The organism is Pseudonocardia nigra (genome assembly GCF_019396355.1).
In the GTDB taxonomy this organism is placed as follows: Bacteria; Actinomycetota; Actinomycetes; order Mycobacteriales; family Pseudonocardiaceae; genus Pseudonocardia; species Pseudonocardia nigra.
Genome location: NZ_JAHKRK010000025.1, coordinates 39,754 through 58,189 on the forward strand (window position 1 = coordinate 39,754; position 18,436 = coordinate 58,189).

Annotated in this window: 21 protein-coding genes; 14 read left to right on the plus strand and 7 right to left on the minus strand. The window is 71.6% G+C overall.

Annotated features, from left to right (window positions below):
• Positions 1-112: 112 nt before the first annotated feature.
• From KME75_RS09380 to KME75_RS09445, 14 genes are all read left to right on the plus strand, one after another.
• Positions 113-478, plus strand: coding sequence for a hypothetical protein (locus KME75_RS09380; RefSeq protein WP_219414186.1), 366 nt, complete (start codon positions 113-115; stop codon positions 476-478).
• The gene (locus KME75_RS09385; RefSeq protein WP_219414187.1) at positions 472-1,335 is read left to right on the plus strand and encodes a hypothetical protein; all 864 of its coding nucleotides are present in this window, start codon (positions 472-474) and stop codon (positions 1,333-1,335) included. Before KME75_RS09380 ends, KME75_RS09385 begins: the two co-directional genes overlap by 7 nt.
• 92 nt (positions 1,336-1,427) lie before the next feature.
• Complete coding sequence (locus KME75_RS09390; RefSeq protein ID WP_219414188.1) at positions 1,428-1,958, plus strand: SAF domain-containing protein; 531 nt, start codon at positions 1,428-1,430, stop codon at positions 1,956-1,958.
• A 4-nt stretch (positions 1,959-1,962) separates the two neighbouring features.
• Entirely contained in the window at positions 1,963-2,709 is a 747-nt protein-coding gene (locus KME75_RS09395) for a CpaE/TadZ family protein (protein ID WP_219414189.1), read from the plus strand.
• Positions 2,706-4,094: a TadA family conjugal transfer-associated ATPase gene (locus tag KME75_RS09400; RefSeq protein ID WP_219414190.1), complete on the plus strand. Its 1,389-nt coding sequence runs from the start codon at positions 2,706-2,708 to the stop codon at positions 4,092-4,094. Before KME75_RS09395 ends, KME75_RS09400 begins: the two co-directional genes overlap by 4 nt.
• The gene (locus tag KME75_RS09405) at positions 4,091-4,984 is read left to right on the plus strand and encodes a type II secretion system F family protein (RefSeq protein ID WP_219414191.1); all 894 of its coding nucleotides are present in this window, start codon (positions 4,091-4,093) and stop codon (positions 4,982-4,984) included. Before KME75_RS09400 ends, KME75_RS09405 begins: the two co-directional genes overlap by 4 nt.
• On the plus strand, positions 4,981-5,850 hold the full coding sequence (locus KME75_RS09410; RefSeq protein WP_219414192.1) for a hypothetical protein: 870 nt from the start codon (positions 4,981-4,983) through the stop codon (positions 5,848-5,850). Before KME75_RS09405 ends, KME75_RS09410 begins: the two co-directional genes overlap by 4 nt.
• Before the next feature lie 25 nt (positions 5,851-5,875).
• Entirely contained in the window at positions 5,876-6,073 is a 198-nt protein-coding gene (locus KME75_RS09415; protein WP_219414193.1) for a hypothetical protein, read from the plus strand.
• 10 nt (positions 6,074-6,083) lie between these two features.
• Positions 6,084-6,473 (plus strand): hypothetical protein, encoded by a 390-nt coding sequence (locus KME75_RS09420; RefSeq protein ID WP_219414194.1) that lies wholly within the window; start codon positions 6,084-6,086, stop codon positions 6,471-6,473.
• Positions 6,470-6,904 (plus strand): TadE/TadG family type IV pilus assembly protein, encoded by a 435-nt coding sequence (locus KME75_RS09425; protein ID WP_219414195.1) that lies wholly within the window; start codon positions 6,470-6,472, stop codon positions 6,902-6,904. Before KME75_RS09420 ends, KME75_RS09425 begins: the two co-directional genes overlap by 4 nt.
• A complete protein-coding gene (locus KME75_RS09430; protein ID WP_219414196.1) occupies positions 6,901-7,320 on the plus strand; it encodes a hypothetical protein in 420 nt (139 codons plus the stop codon). Before KME75_RS09425 ends, KME75_RS09430 begins: the two co-directional genes overlap by 4 nt.
• Positions 7,317-8,123 (plus strand): LysM peptidoglycan-binding domain-containing protein, encoded by an 807-nt coding sequence (locus tag KME75_RS09435; RefSeq protein WP_219414197.1) that lies wholly within the window; start codon positions 7,317-7,319, stop codon positions 8,121-8,123. The genes KME75_RS09430 and KME75_RS09435 overlap by 4 nt, the downstream gene beginning before the upstream one ends.
• Before the next feature lie 281 nt (positions 8,124-8,404).
• Positions 8,405-10,336 carry an AfsR/SARP family transcriptional regulator gene (locus tag KME75_RS09440; protein WP_219414198.1) on the plus strand — a complete coding sequence of 644 codons (1,932 nt, stop codon included), beginning with the start codon at positions 8,405-8,407 and terminating at the stop codon, positions 10,334-10,336.
• 5 nt (positions 10,337-10,341) lie between these two features.
• Positions 10,342-10,950 (plus strand): prepilin peptidase, encoded by a 609-nt coding sequence (locus tag KME75_RS09445; protein WP_219414199.1) that lies wholly within the window; start codon positions 10,342-10,344, stop codon positions 10,948-10,950.
• Here KME75_RS09445 and KME75_RS09450 read toward each other — a convergent pair.
• From KME75_RS09450 to KME75_RS09480, 7 genes are all read right to left on the minus strand, one after another.
• Positions 10,896-11,675, minus strand: a complete 780-nt coding sequence (locus KME75_RS09450; protein ID WP_219414200.1) for a hypothetical protein — start codon at positions 11,673-11,675, stop codon at positions 10,896-10,898. The genes KME75_RS09445 and KME75_RS09450 overlap by 55 nt on opposite strands.
• A complete protein-coding gene (locus tag KME75_RS09455; protein ID WP_219414201.1) occupies positions 11,672-12,286 on the minus strand; it encodes a hypothetical protein in 615 nt (204 codons plus the stop codon). The genes KME75_RS09450 and KME75_RS09455 overlap by 4 nt, the downstream gene beginning before the upstream one ends.
• A gap of 28 nt (positions 12,287-12,314) precedes the next feature.
• Positions 12,315-13,760, minus strand: a complete 1,446-nt coding sequence (locus KME75_RS09460) for a relaxase/mobilization nuclease domain-containing protein (protein ID WP_219414202.1) — start codon at positions 13,758-13,760, stop codon at positions 12,315-12,317.
• Between the two features lie 8 nt (positions 13,761-13,768).
• Entirely contained in the window at positions 13,769-14,218 is a 450-nt protein-coding gene (locus tag KME75_RS09465) for a hypothetical protein (protein ID WP_219414203.1), read from the minus strand.
• 703 nt (positions 14,219-14,921) lie between these two features.
• A complete protein-coding gene (locus KME75_RS09470) occupies positions 14,922-16,355 on the minus strand; it encodes a site-specific integrase (protein ID WP_219414204.1) in 1,434 nt (477 codons plus the stop codon).
• Positions 16,356-16,624: 269 nt separating this feature from the next.
• On the minus strand, positions 16,625-16,969 hold the full coding sequence (locus KME75_RS09475) for a helix-turn-helix domain-containing protein (RefSeq protein ID WP_219414205.1): 345 nt from the start codon (positions 16,967-16,969) through the stop codon (positions 16,625-16,627).
• Positions 16,966-18,042: a tyrosine-type recombinase/integrase gene (locus tag KME75_RS09480; protein ID WP_219414206.1), complete on the minus strand. Its 1,077-nt coding sequence runs from the start codon at positions 18,040-18,042 to the stop codon at positions 16,966-16,968. Before KME75_RS09480 ends, KME75_RS09475 begins: the two co-directional genes overlap by 4 nt.
• Positions 18,043-18,436: the final 394 nt, after the last annotated feature.

Genomic DNA, 18,436 nt, shown 5'->3' on the forward strand with positions numbered 1-18,436 from the left:
ATGCAGCACTTCGGTGGCGCCGGCACCGCCGCCGGCTCCGGCGCCCGAGCCTCCGAGCGCGGAGGACGCCGCCGGCAGCGCGGGTCTCGCCGTCTACGTGGAGTACTGGCGGGTGACCGACGCAGCCCGGGCCGCACCAAGTTCGCGCGACTGGCGCACGGAGATCGAGACCGTGGCGCGCGGGCAGGCCCTCGACGCCGCGCTTCAGGATGTCGAGAACTATGCGAGCCTGCCGGCCCACACCGTCGGCGCGATCAGCCGCGATCCGTCGGTCACCGACGTCCAGCCGAACCGCGTCATGATCCTCGACTGTGTGGATCTCGGCGACTCCCGGCTGATCGCCGATACGACCGGCGAGGTCTTGGACGACCTCGAGAACCGCGCCGAGCGATTTCGGCTACGCGCCGAAGTCGTCGCAGACGGGAGCGCAGGCTGGCGCGTCACCCGGACATCACCCGCCTTGGACGAGTCGTGCTGAGGCACGCCGCGTCCGTCAGCGGTATCGCCGCTCTGCTGCCGTTTCTCGGGATGACCACCGTGCATGCTGATCCAGGCCATTGCACCGTGGTCGACGGCGCGGGCCGCTGCCTCGTCGAAGCAGCTGATCCCGCCCGGCCAGGGGGTCCGCGGGACCGGGAGGGCCAGCGGCGTGACGGTCCCTCGGACCGACCCGAGACACGGGCGGGGTCCGGCGAGCAGGTTGAGCCGACCGATATTCCGGAGTTCGTCGGCGTGCCCGTTCTCGGACCGGGCGGCCGAGTCGGGGCCGGCGTCGAGCAGGTGCGCGACATCGCGTTGCCACCGGAGGCGGCCGACAACGTCACGCCCGTCGACCCCGCGGTGCTCGCCCAACGTGCGGTCGAGCTCCTGACGCTGCAGCCTCCCTCGTTACGGATCTCCGCGACCGACGTCGCTTTCGTGGGGGTTCCGATCTGGATGTGGGTCGAACCCGGTGCGGAGACGACCGGGCCGATCTCGGCCACGGCCACAGCTGGCACGTCCGAGGTCACTGCCACGGCACGGCTGGCCGGCGTGGAGTGGGCGATGGGGCCGCCGGGAGCGGTCGTGCGCTGCGACGGGCCGGGCACTCCCTGGTCGGGACAGGCCGGTCCATCGCCCGACTGTGGCTACGTCTATGAGCAACGGTCGCTGCCAGAGCGCACCGGCGGCACCGGAAGCTGGTTGATCACGGCGACCGGTATCTGGCAAGTCACCTGGGAGGGCACATCGGGCGGTGCGCCAGTGGACGGCGAACAAACCGTCCGCCTCGCCTCCGAGCGGGCCCTGCCAGTAGGTGAGATCCAGGTCCTGGTCAGCAATGGCGGGGATCGATGAGCGCGGGATCGTTGCAGCGATCGCCCACCGATCCTGTCCTCGTCACTCCGCCGGTTCGTCAACGGCGGTCGTCACGCCTCTTGCTGCTCGGCGTGACGCTGGGCGTGGCCGGCGCGCTGCTGGGCTGGTTCGTCTACCAGCAGGCGAACGACCGCTATCCCGTGATCGCCCTCGCCCGCGCGGTTCCGTTCGGTCAGCCGATCGAGCTCGCCGACCTCCGTGAAGCCTCACTTCCGCGCGGAACCGACCTGAGCACGATGCCGTGGGCCGAGGTCGACCGCGTGATCGGGCGACTCGCAGCCACCGACCTCTACGCCGGCCAGCCACTCCCGCCGGACGCCGTGCGACACGCGCCGATCCCTGAGGCAGGGCAAGCGGTCATCGGGATCCCGGTCGCGCCCGGCCAACTTCCGGCGACCCCACTCGAACCACACGATGAGGTGCTCGTCATCCGCTCCGATGATGCGTCCAGCACGGTTCGCGCCACAGTCCTCCGGGTCGGGGATTCGGACACGTCGGGGCGACGGACCATCGATCTCCTGGTCCAAGAGGGCCTCGTCACCAGCCTCGCTCACGCCGCAACCGATGACCGAACACTCCTCGTCCTCGTCGCCAGGCGGTGAGCTGGTGCTGATCACACTCCTGTCGGCGAAGGGCAGCCCTGGTGTCACGACCGCGGCCCTCGCCCTGGCCGCGGAATGGCCCTACACCGCCGTGATGATCGATGCCGATCCCAGCGGTGGCGACGTGGCTGCCGGCCTCGGCCGCGGCAGCTGGCCGCCGGCGTCCACTCTGATCGGGCTGGCCGTCGAGGCGAGGCACACACCGGTGGAGGCTGCCCTGCGCCGGCTCGTCGTCCGGCCCGCTGCGCATTGCCCGCTCACTCTGGCCGGTCTCACCACCCCGGAGCAGTCCGCTGCGCTGCCCTGGCAGCAGCTCGCGGTGGGGTTCCGGGCCATCTCCGACGCCGATCTGCTGTGCGACGGCGGTCGGTACACGCCATCCGACGGCGTCGCGTCGCTACTGCATGCCAGCGATCACGTCGTGCTGGTGACCCGCTCGGCGTTGCCTCCCGTCCGTGCGGTGGCGCGGCTCGTCCCGGTCCTGCGCGATGAGGTCCTCGCCGCCGACTGCCTCCTGTCGATCCTCGTCGTGGGCGGGGGTCGGCCCTACGCCGCCTCGGATATCGCAACCAACTGCGGTGCGGCTCTTCTTGGCGAACTCCCGCTTGACCCTCGGGCTGCGTTCGTGTGGAGCGAGGGCCAGAGCCCGCGACGAGGATTCGGCCGCAGCCAACTGCAACGCGCAGCGCGTGACATCGCCGCTCGTCTCGCATCCGACCAGCCGGCCATGGCTGCCGAGGGGCTTCGATGACAGCGCTCGATGTGCCCACCGGCGCTCCCATCGACCACGCCTTGGTGCAGCGCCTGCGGGGCACCGTGTTGGCGAGGTTGTCCGAGCACCCCGGGCGGGACGAGCTCGACCCGTCCGACCAGCGACAGCTCGTTCACGGGTGGATCGAGGATGAGCTTGGTCTGGAGGCCCGCCGACGGATGAACGCAGGACATCCCCTGCTGTCGCGAGCCGATGAAATCGGGGTCGCCCGCGCGGTCGAGAACTTGATCTGGGGCCTCGGACGCCTGCAGGCGCTGCTGGAGCTCCCGGACGTGGAGGACATCCACGTCATCGGCGCCGATCGTCCCATGCTCCGCATGCGAGACGGCGCTGTTCGCCGAGCTCCGGAGCCGGTCGCCGATTCCGACGACGACCTCATCCAACAGCTCCAGCACATCGCTGCGCACCACGGTGCCTCGGAGCGTGCGTTCTCCCCCGCGCAGCCCTGCCTGAACATGCAGCTGCCTGACGGTTCGCGGTTGGCTGCCATCCGCGACGTGGTTCCGCGGCCGACCGTCACGATCCGACGCCACCGGCTCGTTGACGTGACCCTGCCAGACCTCGTCCACACCGGGATGCTCTCGACCGGGATGGCCCATTTCCTCCAGGCGCTCGTCCGCGCGCGGCGAAGCCTGCTCGTGACGGGCATGCCCGCGGTCGGCAAGACGACACTGGTCCGGGCCCTCGCCCGGGAGATCCCACCGAGCGAGCGCGTCGCCACGCTCGAGACCGAGTACGAGCTCGATCTGCATCGCCTGCCGCGCTCGTCGCCGTTGCTGATCGCGATGGAGGCCCGCCCCGGATCGACCGAGGTCGACATCGCAACCGGACGTAGGGCCGGCGAGATGACGCTGTCCGAGCTGCTGCACCAGACACTGCGGATGTCGGTCACGCGGGTGATCGTCGGCGAGGTCCGCGGCGACGAGGCTCTCCCGATGCTGGAAGCGATGAACGCCGGCATGCCCGGATCGATGTGCACCCTGCATGCGGGCTCGGCGTCGGACGCTTTCGAACGGCTGGTGACCGCCGCGCTCAAGGCCGCCGGGCGGGGCTGGTCGGACAGCTTCGTGACCCGGCTCGCCGCGCAGGGCATCGACTACGTGGTGCACCTTCGCCATCTCGAGCACCCGTCACTCGGGGGACGCCGCCGGTTCGTGTCCGAGATCGCGGAGGTCACGGACGTGAACGAGGCCGGCGCCGTAGCCATGAACCGCGTCTTCGCGCCCATGCATACCGACCCCCGCGGCCGGTTCCAGATGGCACCACAGATCCGCTGGCCCTTCGACGAGGCCGGGGTGTCGCTGGAGTTCCTCCGCGGCCCCGGCGTGGACTCCTGGCCGGTCTCGCCCCGGGGCACGCGATGATGGGTCTTCTCGCCGTGATCGCCGGAGCCGCCCTGGCAACCGCACCGCTGGTGGTGATCGCCGCGTTTCCTCCACCCGTTCCTGGCCCGGCGAGCGCGCCCGGCGCGCTGCGACGGCGGCTGCTGGCAGCCCGCACTACCGCGCATGCGCCGGATCGCACCCGCAACCAGCAGCGAGTCCGGGTGCTCGGCTGGTCGCTCTGCGGGATCGGCGTCTGGGTCGTCACCGCGTGGCCGGCGGCCGGGACCGCCGTCGCCGCCGTGGGGTTATGGGGGCCGTGGCTGCTCGGATCCGCTCGGGTGACCCGGGAGCGCATCGACGGGCTCGAAGCGCTCGAGTCGTGGTGCAGGCGGATGGCGGACACGCTCGCAGGCGGTGGCGCGGTCGGACTCGCTCAGGCGGTGACGGCGACGGCGCCGCACGTCGATAACCGGATCGAGAATGCGGTACAGCTGCTCGCAGGCCGCTTGCGGGACGAACAGACCAGCCTCCAGGTGGCCATGCGCGAGTTCGCAGATGCCCTTGATGACCGGGTCGGGGACACCGTCGCGGCAGCGCTTCTGCTGGCGTTGCACCAGCAGAGCGCCGGTGTGGCGCGGGTACTGCGCCAGCTCGCCGACAGCGTCGCGCGCGATGTGCGCGCCCGCCGGCAAATCGAGGCCGAGCGGGCGGAGTCGCGGCAGTCGATCCGCATGCTGCTGCTCATCCAGGCCGCGGTCCTGGTGATGCTGGCGCTCGTCCCGAGCTTCGCCGCGCCTTACAGCACCCCGCTCGGGCAGGTGGTGATGTCGGTGTTGCTGGCCGGGACGATCGCGCTGCTGATCTGGATGCGTCGGCTGGCAATCGGACGTCGAGCGCCGCGCTTCCTCGGGGCGGGGGTGCGGCAATGAACGTGACACTGCTTCTCGCCCTCGCGGCGGGGCTGCTCGTCGGACTCGGTGCTGCCCTCGCCGTGTCCGCGATCGGTCGGGGACATCCGGTTCTCGCTGATGCGCTGGCGGCGCTCGACGAGCGGACGGCCGGGCCGTCGACACCGCAGGGCCGGGCCTGGCTGTCCCTGTTGCGGCGTCTTCCGGGCGCGGTACCGGCGGCGGACCTCGAACTGCTCGGTTGGACCCGCGACCGCTTCCTGCTCGGTCGGGCCGGCGCCGCGGCGACCTACTGCGCGGCCGGACCGGCCCTCGCCCTCGTGCTCGCGGTAGTCGACGTCGGGCTCCCGATCGCCGTCCCGGCTGGCTTCACGCTGGCCGGCGCTGTCGTGGGGTGGAGTGGCTATGCCCGGCGAGTTGAGCAGCGGGCCGAGGCCGCGCGCGAGGAGCTGCGCTTCGCACTGGTGTCCTACCTGCAGCAGGTCAGCCTGCTGCGTCGCGGTGGGGCCGGTGTCGCCACCGCGCTCGCACTCCCGGCCCGGCTGCTGGACGACGGATGGGCAATGCGGCGGATCGGCGAGGAGCTGGATCTCGCCGAGCGGTCCGGGCAGATGCCGTGGGACGGGCTACGACGGTTCGGCGAACGCATCGACGTCAGCGAGCTGGCCGACCTGTCCTCGATCGCAGCGACCGCCGGGCATGACGGAGGCGCTGTTATCGACACCTTGCTGGCCCGAGCCGAGAGCCTGCATGACGAACTGCTCGCCGACGAGCACGCCGACGCACATCGAGCCAGCGGACAGATGAGCACCCCGGGCGCCGTTCAGGTGTTCCTGATCTCGGCGTGGGTGCTCTTTCCGGCAGGTGCCGCCCTGCTGGCGATCTAACGGTCAACGAGAGGGAGTGCGAAAGATGAACTGGACGGGCCTGAACCTGCGCATCACCGAGCTGGTCGCGTGGCTGCAGCAGCGGCTGGAACCGGCCGACGAACGCGGCGGCGGCCGCAACACCGACGAGGGCTTCCACATCTCCGGTGGAGCGATCGTCGCCGGCGCCATCGCCGCCGGTGTCGGCGCTTTCGTCGCGAAGAAGCTCGGCGCCCTGGACTGATTGGCGCGAGATGGACGCCGACGCCCACGACACCGGCGGTGCCACCGGGGTCGAGATGGCCATGCTGTGGGCCGCGATGCCCCTGATAATCGCGGCCGTCGTCCAGATCGCCCTGCTGTTCTACGCCGGTCAGCTCGCGCTCACGGCAGCGGAGGATGGGCTGCGCGCGGGCCGCTACCTCGAGAACCCGTCGCCACAGCGGGCGCAGGAGGACGCCGAAGCGTTCCTGCGGCGCGCCGCGGGCACCGCTCTCGGCGTGCCTGTGGTCGCAGCGGAACTCGACGCCGACGCCGGGCTGTTGCGCGTCCGGGTCTCGGGTGAGGCGCTGTCGCTGCTTCCCGGAATCCGCCTGCGGGTGGAGAAGGAGGCGGTCGGGCCGGTGGAACGGATCGTCCCGTGACCGCGCCGGACCCAGCCGGCGAAGCCGGTGGAGGACCGTCTGTCGAAGCGGCGGTTCTCGCCGTCGTGGTCGGTTTGCTGATCACGCTGCTGATGGCGGTCGGGCGGCTGTCTGCGGCGGAGTCGGCGGCTGATCATGCAGCCCGTACCGCCGCGCGTACCGCATCCATCCTGCGAGACCCCACCGAAGCGCGGGCCAGAGCAACGACGGAAGCAACCCGCGTGCTCGACCAGCAGGGCCTCGCGTGCGACGAGCTACGAGTGGCCGTGGATATCCCCGCCGCCAGCCCCATCGGCACGCCCGCCGCCGCCCGGGCCGTCGTGACGTGTGCCGTGCGGTGGTTCGATCTCGGGCTGCCGGGGCTGCCCGGCACACATGAGCTTTCCGCCGAGTTCTCCAGCCCGGTCGACAGCTACCGGGAGCGGCCGTGAGGGGCGAGCGTGGGGGCGGCGCCGTCAGCGCCCCAATGGCGATCTGCGTCCTGGCCATGATCGTCGTCATCGGGCTCGCGCTCGACGGAGTCCGGGCCGCGCAGGGCCTCGCCCGCGCCGACGCGCTCGCGGAAGAGGCCGCCCGCGCGGCCGGGCAGGCTCTCGACCCGGCATCGCTGACCGGAGGAGCCGCGGCGGTCGACCCGAGCGCGGCCGCGGACGAGGCCCGTGCGTATCTCACCGCAGCCGGTGCGCGCGGCACCGTCACGGTCGTCGCTCCGGACCGCATCCGCGTGGAGGTCACGATCGAGCGCCCCACGGTGCTGCTCGGCCTCATAGGACGCACCGTGATCACGAGCCGCGGGTCGGCCGAGGCTGTCCTGGTACCGGTGATTCCCCAGGGGGGTGCGCCATGAGAGCGATCCGTGTTGCTGTCTCGGCCGCCATGCTCGTCGCGATCGTCGGTGGTGTTCCGGTCGCCCTGTGGGTGACCGCCGGGGAGATCCTCCCGGCGACGTGGCCGGAATGGCAGGACGTGCTGGCCATGCTCGGCCGCCCGGACGACGGCCGTCTCCTGCTCGGCTTCCTGTACATCGTCGGGGTCGTGGCGTGGGCGCAGCTGACGTTATCGATCGTCGCCGAGTTCGTCGGGGTGCTGGCGCGGCGGCCGGCGTTACGGATCGAGCTTCCCGGTTTCCGGATCAGCAGGACGTTCGCGGCGCTCCTGGTCGGCTCGCTGCTCAGCGCCGGCTCGGCGTCCGCGTGGGCCGCGCCGGTCTCCCCCACCGCGGTCGCTGCACCGCTCGCGCCCGGGCCCGGAATCGGGCCGAAGGGCCAGGTTGAACCCGAGGGCCCGGTATACGAGGTCGCCGCCCGGGACACGCTGTGGCGAATCGCCGAGCGAGAGTTGGGCGATCCGCTGCGCTGGCGCGAGATCTTCGATCTCAACACCGGGCGGGTCCAGGCCGATGGCGGACGGCTCACGGAGGCCGGGCTGCTGCACGTGGGGTGGCGCCTCGTGCTCCCAGCCGACGCCGCTGTCACGAACGCCACCGGGGAGGTCACCGTCGTCCCGGGCGACACCTTGAGCGAGATCGCCGCCGCCGAACTGGCGACCCGACACGGACCTCCGAACTCTTCAAGATCAACCGAGGCCGCGCACAACCTGACGGGGCGCAGCTGGTCGAACCGGACCTCATCCGGCCGGGCTGGACGCTGATCCTTCCCGACACGGAGGCGCCACCCACCCCGCCCGAGCCTCGACCCCCGGCGACGCAGACCACGCCCCCCGTGTCCCGCCCACCGTCCCCGACCACCACCGCGGCCGAGCCTCCCGAAATCACCCCAGGCCGCCCTGACACCGCGAAGGACGACGAGGCCGAAACCGCGCTTCCGGTTGTCGTTGCCTCTTCGGCACTCGTCGTGGGCGGCCTCTTCGGCGCCCTCGCCCTGCGCCGACGCCGGCAGCTCCGCGCCCGAGCCGCCTATCACCGCATCGCTGTGCCCGACGATCACAGCGGGCGTATGGAGTGGGTGGCCGAGCAGAGCGATCCGTTGGTCGATCCGGCGTTCCTCGACATCGCCCTGCGCGGGCTCACCCTGAGCGATTGGAGCGGGCTCGAGCCACCCACCCTGCGCTTCGTCGTGCTCGGCGCCGACCAGGCGACGCTGACGCTGAGCACCCGCGCCTCGCTACCGCCGCCCTTCGAGGCGATCGGCGATGCCGACCATTGGTTGCTCGACGCCACGGCCGAGCTACCGCTCGCCGCGGACGAGGCCGGCGGGTTCTGTGCCCCGTACCCGACGCTCGTCTCAATCGCGACCAGCGTGGACGGACAGGCACTGCTCGTCGACCTCGAAGAGCTCGGCGTCGCCCACGTCACCGGGGAACTTGCACGCGCCACCGGGCTACTGCGGCATGTAGCCGCCGAACTCGCCAACGCCCGATGGGGCGAGGACATCGAGGTCCTGCTCGCCGGGTTCGGATCGGAGCTCGTGCCGCTGAATCCAGAACGCCTCACCGTCGTCCCCGACCTCGCGGCCGGGCTCGTCGCCGCCCGGGCTCGGATCCGCGACGCTCGGGAGAGCATGGATCAGCACGGCCTGGGCTCGGTCATGGAGGGCCGTCTACGCCCGGTTGCGCCCGATGCGTGGGTGCCGATCATCGTGCTCGCCGCCGGCGCCGCCACCGAGGCCGATCGAGCCGCCGCCGAGGAGCTCGCGCCCATGATCGACGATGCCGGACGGTGGCCGGTCGCGCTGATCACGGCCGGCATCACCCGCGCCGGCCAGGAGATCCACATCGCGGATGACGGCATGCTGCTGCTGTCCGGCGCCGGCGAGGGGTGGACCGCGGAGCAGATGAGCGCGTCGGCAGGATCAGACCTTGCCGCGATCCTCGCCCCCACCCTGGAACCCGACCTGCCCGCTCGCCCAGCCACCGAACCGGAACCGTGGGCGAGCGGGATGACCGAGGACGGTAGCCTCGACGCCCCACAACCGGATGCCGATCCTGATCCTCGCCCTCGCCCGCTGGCGGCGCCGTCCCAAGCTGACCCGGAGGCGGTGCGGCGGCTCGCCATCGCCGACCACCAAGACCCCGACCTGGACGCGGACCTCACCTGCTGGCGGGCAGACGGCTGCCCACCCGTTCCGCTGATCGGCATCCTCGGCGAACCGGTCGTCCGCGCACCGGGCGACCTGCCGTCGCGACGGACGAGTTGGTTCACCGAGGTGCTGGTCTATCTGGCGCTGCACCCGCTCGGCGTCACCGTTCAGACCGGCCTCACCGACCTGTGGCCGGACGGGCAGAAGGTCACGACAGCCACCGTCCGGCACGCCTTCTACGGCGCCAGGCGTTGGGCCGGTCGCGGCCTCGGCGGCGACCCCGAGCGGGCCTTCGTCAGCGAGTTGCAGGGCGATGGCACCTATCGGATCAGGGGTCATCTCCTCGACTGGGATCTGTTCCGGCGGCTCCGCAAACGCGCACAGGCCCGGGACGCTGCCGGCCACCCCGGTGCGGTCGGCGACTACGAAGCCGCGCTCGGGTTGATCCGCGGGCCGGTGCTGCACCCGCTGCGGCCCGGCGGGTACGCGTGGCTGAACAACCACGACCAGCGCCACGACCTGCAGATCCCCGGCTTTCTCGTGGACGCGGCACACGAATTGGTCGACCTCGCACTCGCCGACGGTGACACGGCGCGAGCCCGCGAGGCAGCCGAGTTCGCCCGGGTCATCGACATCGACACGGTGTTCGACCGGCCCCTGACCGACCTGATGCGCGTCGCGCACGCCGAGGACCAGCACTCGGAGATGGAGCGCTACGCCGCGATCCTGCTCGACGCCCGCGGGTTCGAGGTGCCCGAGGAGTTGCCGCCCGAGACGTTCGCGGTGCTGAACGAGCTGCTGCCGAACGGTCCCCGCCGACCGTGACGAACGTGGTCGCGGTCGCCGTGTGCGCCGGGATGCTGCTCGCCCCGACCACCCTGCGGCTGATCCGGGACAACCTGCTGATACCGCGGCCGGTGGCCACGGTCGAAGCGGCCACGGTGGCGATGCTCGTCGGTCTGCTCACCGCCACCGCAACCGACCACGGACGCGGCCCGCAGCTGCTGCCGCTGATCGTGCTCGGCGTCGCCGCGGCCACGGTCGACGCCGACGAGCGCCGGTTACCGAACCGGCTCACCGCGGCCCTGTTCGCGGCCACCGCGCTGGTCATCGCCACGGACTGCGTCAGCACCGGCAGCATCGCTCCCGCGGTACGTGCCACCACGGCTGCGGGCATCGTGGTCGCCGGTGCGCTGCTCACCAAGACGATCCACACCGCCACGATCGGCTGGGGCGACGTGAAGCTGCTGCCCAGCCTGGCCGCCACGCTCGGCTCGTCGCACGGCGACGCTGTCTATGTCGGCCTCGCCTACTGGGTGGTGCTCATCATCGCCGCTGCCGGGCTCACGATGCTGCTCCGCGACGGCCGCCCGGTTCTCGTGCCCTACGGGCCGGCGTTGTTGGCGGGAACCTTCGGCGCGCTGTGGGTAGTGACCTGAGGGCCGATCCCACACAGGTGACGCGACGCCGGCGCCGAACGCTGGGGCCGCGCGGGGCCGGTGGCGCGCGCCGGTGCCTGCGGTGGCTCAACGACCAAGGGGCCGTCCAGGTCGACCCCGGCGAACCGGCCGCGGATCGCCGCGTCGACGCGACTGTTCAGCCCGCGCAGGTGGCGGGCCACCGCTCGGCTCCGGTTCAGCGTCGGATTGAGGTTCTCCACGAACGCGGCCAGGTCGACGCGCTGCGACAGGGTGGGCAACCGTGCCGGGCGGTCGCGCACCGCCCAGGCCGTCAACTCCTGAACGGGTTGCGTGAGCACGTGGTGGCGGAGCGCGTCGGCGACCGCCTTGCTCGATACGACAGCACCGACCGGACCGATCCCCGGCACCTGCCCGACCACCGCCCACCCGCGCCGACCCGTCGACTCGAGCGAGACGACCTCGGCCTGCCGTGGCCCCGCGCTCATGATCTCCCGAGCTGCGCGATAGGTCCCGGTGTCGATCGGACAGGGCAGATCCTCCGGCCGGGACGGGCCGGTGACGCCCAGCGCCTGGTCGAGCGCGGCCCGACCGCCGGCGAGATCACGCAGGGCGTTCCATCGCTCCTCGCGGCTGCCGGCCGCCCGGTGCCGGGCCAGCCCCTCGGCGAGGAACGTCGCGATGTGCGCGATCTGATACATCTCGTAGCTGGGCAGGACCAGCAGCGGATAGTCCGGGCTGCTCATTGCATCCACCCCTGCCCCAGGCTCGGCGCCCGACGAATCGGCGGCGCGGCTCCTGCGACCGCAGCGGCCCTCCGCGGGCTGCGACTGTTCGTGTCACCGACGGGCGGGAGCGCGCGAGCGGCTTGGTCGAACGCCTGCTCTCGACGCGACGCCGAGCGCGGTTCGGGCAGGACCGACGAGCTCAGCACCTCGGCATCCCGGAAGGCCATCTGCGTCGAGGCGAACGCGCCCAGGTCGCGAACGTCGAACACGACCCGCCCCAGCTGGATCCGCAGGTGACTGTGCTGGCCGGGCGGTCGCACCAAGCGGCCAGAAGCGGGCGGCCTGCCCTGGGCGTCGATCACCACGCCCGCGTCGAGCACTCCGCCCGCGTCTTGGGCAGCGCGTTGTGCCTGTGCGCGTGGGAGCCTGGCCGCGTCCATGGAATGGCGTCGCCACACCTTCGCGAACGTCACCGCGGTCTGCCGCTCCCGCAGGTAGATCAATGCGCGCCCGATCCGGACGCTCACCACCGCGCTGTCGGTATCGGCGTGATGCGCGACCACGGCGGTGTCTTGGATCCCGTGCAGCGTCAGCACAACCCCCACGCTCTGCCGCTCCCGCTCGTACACCCCGGGCTCCCTCCCCGATACAGGCCGGTCAATCCCCGGCCTCCCGTGAGGGTCTCGGCTGCGGTGGCCTGACCCGTGGTTCCGCGCGGCCCCGGCCGTGGTCAGCAACCTCGACGAGATGACGTGCCACGACCCGATCCGGGGCAACGGGTGGCCACGCCGCCGACCACGCGGCGACCACACCGGCCGCGGCCTCCGCGGCCGCCGCCTGATGCACCCGGCCGCGCTCGCGCTGCCACGCCGCGATCTCCTGCATCAACGCGGCCAGCGCCACCGCCAACGCCACCCCACCCGCCACCTCATCGCCCGTCGCCAGCCTCCGATGCCGGATCAACCGCCGAGCGACCCGTCGCAACTCCCCACCGGCCGCACTCGGCGGGCTCGCCACGCCGCGGGAAGTCCGGGCCGCACGATCGAACAGATCCGCCGCCTGCCCAAGGTCCCGCCCGTTCAACGACAGCCCACGCACCGCGGTGACCACGTCACCGGTCGCGTGCACGACGTCCTCGATGCCATCCCGGCCGTCGCCGGCGCGGCCGGCCGCGATCGAGCGCCGCGCCCGGTCCACCCGATGCCGCGCCGCACTGAGAACGTCCGCGACCTCAGCCTCGTCGCCCGGATCCGCAGCCCATCGCCGACGCAGCTTCGGCAGCGACAGGTCCGGCGCGAGCTTGCTACCCGAGTAGAAGATCGGGTAGCCCGCCGCGGTGCGGTCGCCGGGCCGCGCGACTTTGTAACCCAGCGGGTCTCCCGACGGGGCATGCCGGATCTCGACCAGATACCCCGCCTCACGCAACGCCTCGCCGAACGATGCCACGTCATGGCTCGCCACCGCCGCCGCTTTCACCGCCCGGACCAGCTCCACCCGCGCAGGCAGCCGCCCCTGCCGCGCCGCCTTGTCGATCTCGCCCCGCACCGGCGCCCGAGCCGCCGTGCCGTCAGCCGCCGCGGTCAACGTCAACCCGAGCCGCCGCTCAATGGCCCGCGCGGTCTCCCGCAGCTTCGGATAGTCGCGGTGCGGCCAGAACCGCCGCCCGGTGTCCTGCCTCACCAGCACCACCGCGATATGGATGTGGTCCTCCGCGTGCCGCACCGCCACCCAGCGCGGACCACCGGCGTCACCGCGTCGCGCGACGCCGGCGCCGTGTAGCAGCTCACGAGCGATCTCCGCCCACTCGCCGTCGGACAGCATCCGGTCGCCCGCCGCGACCCGGGCGGAGCAGTGCCACACATAGCCGCGCTTGCCGGTCGCGTCCGCCTCTTCGGGCAGGCCCGCCGCGATGGCCGGTGCCCGCAGTGCTCGGATCAACGGGCCCAGCTCGAGGTCCCACTCCCCCGGACCGGTCGCCCTCGGCTGCCAGCCCACGTCAAGCCCGTCCCAGGTCGCGATGATGCGGGGCTGCCGATGCTCCTCGCCCCGGCCCGGTCCCATGAGATACGCGATCAATCCACCCGGACGCCAGCCGTGCACCACCTTTGTGATCAACGCTGCTGGTCCCGCTCGGTGGCCGCGAGCGCGTACTCGATGAGCAGATCCAGGCGCCGCAATGCCTGTTCGGCCCTTACCCGCTGCGCGTCCTCGGCCCCGAACTCGCGGATCGATTGCACAACCCGCTCCAGCTCGGCGCGCTCCTGGACGAGCTCACGAAGCGTGTCCCGCCACCGCATCGGCACAACAGATCGGTTGCGGTCCGCGACACGGACCGCAAGCTCCCCCAACCACGCGCCGATAGCCAGCCCGTCGCGCCTTGCGCAATCGCGCACGGCGGCGAGCTCGTCCTCCGAGAAGCGAACGGCTACTTGCGCGCGGCGAGGCGCCGGAGCGTACACGCGCCGGCGCAGGGTCGGATCGTGTTCCTGCCTTGTCACCCGCAACAGCGAATCGGTCGACGTAGACGGCGGCGTGGTCCTGGTGTTCGCGCCAGGATCCATTGCGCATCGCACGCTGCTGCCGATCGGTCCCCGCCACCTGCGCGGACTGGCCGCGGGAACTGAAAGCAAGGTCTGCCTGGGACTCGAGCCGCTCATCCAAGGCGACGCATCTACCGACCTCGCCGGGCGCCGTCGTCCCCCGGTCTGCATCGTCACCGGCCGCGACAACCGCCCGCGGACCGATGCTTCACGACCCAGGTAACGATCTCCCCAATGACGGTCAGGCCCGTCCTGGTAAGCACCCCCACTCGGGGAGTCCTGCAGCTGGCTGATTAGGTCACGAGCGACAGCTTGTCACCATCGCGTGACACGCGGCCGACGGATGCGACCGACGTTCACAGCCACCGACCTCGGCTGATCCCTGCTTGTCGGAGCTTCTCGGTACGAGCAGCCGCCCGCTCTTCGGCAGCCTCGTTTCAAACGACGCGGCGCGGGAGAGGGCTTGCACCACACGTGGGTCATGCCGTGGCCCGTGTGCGTTGCCGTTGCCCACTGGCTCCTGCTGGGCGTGGTCACGCTCCGATCGGCACCGCGGGCGTACGGTTTCAGCCATCGGACCCTCGGGCGCAGCGACCAACGCATGTGGTTGCTGTTCGACGCCCTGCCCCGGAACGCCCCCGTTCCGGACCGACCACGCTTTGACCACGCGCCGGAAGCATTGCTTCTGGCATATCTCGCTGCAGCGTCTCCCGCGGGTTCAGCCTCACTGAACGTTCTCGCAACGGAACCCGCCGCAGTTTGCCACTTCAGATTCGAGTTGGCGTGCGGTTCCGGCGAATCCGAGTAGCAGCGGCCTCGACGGCCGGGGGTGTGATCCGGTGTCAGTGCTGTCGCGGGTGCGGCGTTGCGGACGCGTTGAGAACGGTGAGGCAACACCGGGCCGCGTCGTTGACGACGTCGCGCGCGTGTCACCAGGGCGGATTCGTTGAGTGTCGCTTGTCGTCGAGCAGCGTGGTGGTGTCCTCGATGGACGCTCGAGCAGGCTTCGGGCGATGTCGGCGTAGGCGATTGCGGTCGAGAAGCTGAGGTGGAACACCACCGCGAGGTGCAGGGGGTCGGCCCCGACCGCGAGGGCTTCCTGCAGCACGCGGTCGCCGCGGATGTGCTCGAGTTGGACCCCGTGCAGCAGCAGGTGCCAGGTCAGGTAGTAGTCGGTGATCGGTTCAGTGCCGCTCGCGGTGACGGTCGAGATCAGCATGTGCCGGTTCGGCGTGTGCGGCCAGTGGTGGTGGCGGTGGCGCAGCCAGGCGGCGAGCACGTCGTGCACGAACGCCGAGAGCTGTTGGGGGTGACCGCCGAGCCGGATGCGGCGACCCGGCAGGTCGATGTCGTCGAGGGTCAGCTCACGGATGGTCTTCGCGCGGGCGGCGTGCACGGCTGCCAGGGCGACGATCAGCCGCTGGGCCGGGGTCACCGCGACGCGCCCGACGGCGGCGATCTGCGCGTCGGTCATCGGCGCCAGCGTGCGCACCGGGGCGGTGCGACCGACGTGCAACCGGCGCGTCGGGTCGGCGAAGACCAGCCGCCGGCGTTTGGCGAACCGGAACAGCGACCGCAACGCCACGAACGTGCCCGCCCGCAGGTGCCCGCTCAGCTCGTCCAGCACGGCGCGAACGTCGTCCTCGGTGACCTCACGCAGCTGGCTGCGGGTGGCCGACCAGGCCAGCACCGGTGGCCGGACTCGTCCGAGGTAGGCATGCAGCGTCGACTGCGACCGCGGCCGGCTGCGCGCGTCGCCGTCGAGCAGCACCAGCAACCACGCCCGGACCTCATCGCGAAAACCCACCGGGAGCTGCTCGCATGTGTGGTCGATCCATGCCCGAATCGTTGGCACGGTGTCGTCGACGAGCAGGCCGAACTCGTCGAGGATCTGCCCGATGCGCGCGATCCGCGGACCCCTCGACATTCCGGTCGCAGCGCGGATCTGACTCAGCCGGATCGGCCGAATCGGCCGGCCGTCGGGCTGATCGCCGAGCACCGCGCGCAGGCCGGCGACCACGCCGTCGAGAGATCTGCTGCTCCACCCCGCGGCCTGCGCGAGTTCGAACGCTCGCGCCAGCACCGCCCGCTGGGCCAGCGAGACGACCGCCTCGCTGTCCAGGTCCTCGAGTCGGTGCTTGGGAACGTGGCGCCGCATGACCGGTGGACGGCATTCGTGGCAGTGCACTCGTCGTCGGCCGCGGCGCCGGCCAGGGCTGCGGTCCACCGGCCCGCCGCAGCTGCGGCAGGGTGAATCGTCGCCCCCGGAATCGGCCCCGACCTCGCTGCTGGCCTCTCGGGTCCGGGGTGGGCGGCAGCCGTGGCAGTACAGCCGTGGCCGCCCACCGCGCGGTCCGCTGCGGCGGTCAACGTCGCGGCCGCAGGCCCGGCAGGGCGCATCGTGCGCGCTCCCGCCGCTCCCGCCGGTCACCGCGGGGGCAGCGAGCGGCCCGAGCGCGGCTTCGGCGTCACAGCCCGAACCGAGCCCGTGCCGGCGCCCGGCTGCCCGACCGCGGTGCTGGTCGCCTCCGGGCTCGATGCTGGTGCCGGTGTCTTCTCCGGTTCGGCGGTGATCAGCTCGCTGATCTCGCAGCCCAGCACCGCGCAGAACGCGTCCAGCTCGTCGGGGCGCAGCACGCTGGGTTGGCCCGACCACAGCCCCGACATCTTCCCCGCGCTCATCTCGATGCCGCGCTCAGCGAGCATCCGGCGCAGCTCGCTGGCCTTCCAGATGCCGCGGTTGGCCGCGGCCAGGCGCAGGTTCCACTTCATCGGATCAGTCCCTCCCACCGCTGCGCGGCGCGCTCCTGGCCGCGCATCACCGCGTCCTCGATGCGGGTCGCGTGGACGTGGACGTAGCGCATCGTGGTCGAGATCCACGAATGCCCCAGCAGCTCCTGAACGGCGATGATGTCCACCCCCGCCTGGTAGAGCTGGCTGGCGCAGTAGTGCCGCAGCACGTGCGGGGTCAGCCTGCCCGCCCAGCCCGGCAAGTGCCGGGCCACCGCAGCCGCCAGCGCCTGTCGCACCACGTCCGTGCTCACCCGCGCGCCCGGGCCGTCGACCTGGCGCCGCTCGGACGGGAACAACGGCGCACCCGGCAAGGTGTGGTCGGCGTCGAACTGGCCCCACACGTCCTGCACGAACCACGCCAGCGTCCGGTCCGCGCCGTTGATCAACGGCACCACCCGCTGCCGCGGCCCTTTGCGCCGGGCGCCCTTACCGTGACGCACGTTGAGCTTGCCGAACCGGCCCAGCTCCCACCGCACGTCGTCCAGATCGAGCATGCAGGCCTCGTTGATCCGCAGCCCCACATCCGCCGACAACCGCGCCACCGTGTAGTTGCGGGTGGCCGGGGCGAACTTGCGACACGACGCCAACTCCTCGCGCCAGCCGGCGAACAACTGCTCCAGTTCCGCCTCGGTCGGCGGGATCCGCAGCTGCGCATCCACCGACATCCGGGGCCGGTTCATCTCATCGATCGGGCACTCGACCACGCGCCCGGTCAGCTCGTGCAGCTCAACCTTGTGGCGTAGCTCGAGGAACTCGAAGTAGGTCACCAACACCTGCGCCCGCGCCGCCCGCGTCGCCGACGACACCCCGCGCAGCGCCGTGCCGAAGTACCGATCCGCGTCCCGCGGCTCCATCTCCCACAACGGCCGGCCGAACCACTTCCGCACCAACTCCAGGTGGTTGGTGTCGCCCCGGATCGTGCTGTCCGCCAGGCCCGCCGAGTGGCGCGCCAGCACGAACCCCGCCAGCACGTCCACCTCGAAGTCGGCGAGCTCCTCCTCCGTCGCCGGCGGCCGCGGCTCCCGCAGCGACCGCACCACCGCGAGCGTCAACCCGCCTCCTCGAGGTTCACCAGCGCTGAAGCATCGTCAGCGTGGCGGTGATCCTCTCAGCCTCGCCGTGCCCTCTTCAACTCGACGCGCCGACCCTGGGCAACCGCCACAGGCCGCCTGCCGTAAGCATTCAGCCCGATCTGGAGCGTGACCTCGTATCGGGGTCGGTGTGATCTTGGCGGCAGGGGCGTGTCGGTCACGGGTGATCGGCTGGTCTGCGGTGTGATCTTCCGGTGTCCGAGCTGGAGGAGATGTCGCGCGACGAGTTGATCGTTGTGGTGCGGCGTCAGGCCGGGCAGTTGGCCGCGCAGGACCGGCAGATCCGTGACATGTCCGGGCGGCTCGCGCAGCTGATGGAGACCAACGAGGCGCTGGCGGACAGGCTGGCCAAGCT

What these genes read in the sequence shown, in the direction of transcription:
- KME75_RS09400 (WP_219414190.1), top strand. Translation starts at nt 2,706, where the DNA reads ATGACAGCGCTCGATGTGCCCACCGGCGCTCCCATCGACCACGCCTTG.
- KME75_RS09405 (WP_219414191.1), top strand. Translation starts at nt 4,091, where the DNA reads ATGATGGGTCTTCTCGCCGTGATCGCCGGAGCCGCCCTGGCAACCGCA.
- KME75_RS09410 (WP_219414192.1), top strand. Translation starts at nt 4,981, where the DNA reads ATGAACGTGACACTGCTTCTCGCCCTCGCGGCGGGGCTGCTCGTCGGA.
- KME75_RS09415 (WP_219414193.1), top strand. Translation starts at nt 5,876, where the DNA reads ATGAACTGGACGGGCCTGAACCTGCGCATCACCGAGCTGGTCGCGTGG.
- KME75_RS09420 (WP_219414194.1), top strand. Translation starts at nt 6,084, where the DNA reads ATGGACGCCGACGCCCACGACACCGGCGGTGCCACCGGGGTCGAGATG.
- KME75_RS09435 (WP_219414197.1), top strand. Translation starts at nt 7,317, where the DNA reads ATGAGAGCGATCCGTGTTGCTGTCTCGGCCGCCATGCTCGTCGCGATC.
- KME75_RS09450 (WP_219414200.1), bottom strand. Translation starts at nt 11,675, where the DNA reads ATGAGCAGCCCGGACTATCCGCTGCTGGTCCTGCCCAGCTACGAGATG.
- KME75_RS09465 (WP_219414203.1), bottom strand. Translation starts at nt 14,218, where the DNA reads ATGGATCCTGGCGCGAACACCAGGACCACGCCGCCGTCTACGTCGACC.
- KME75_RS09470 (WP_219414204.1), bottom strand. Translation starts at nt 16,355, where the DNA reads ATGCGGCGCCACGTTCCCAAGCACCGACTCGAGGACCTGGACAGCGAG.
- KME75_RS09475 (WP_219414205.1), bottom strand. Translation starts at nt 16,969, where the DNA reads ATGAAGTGGAACCTGCGCCTGGCCGCGGCCAACCGCGGCATCTGGAAG.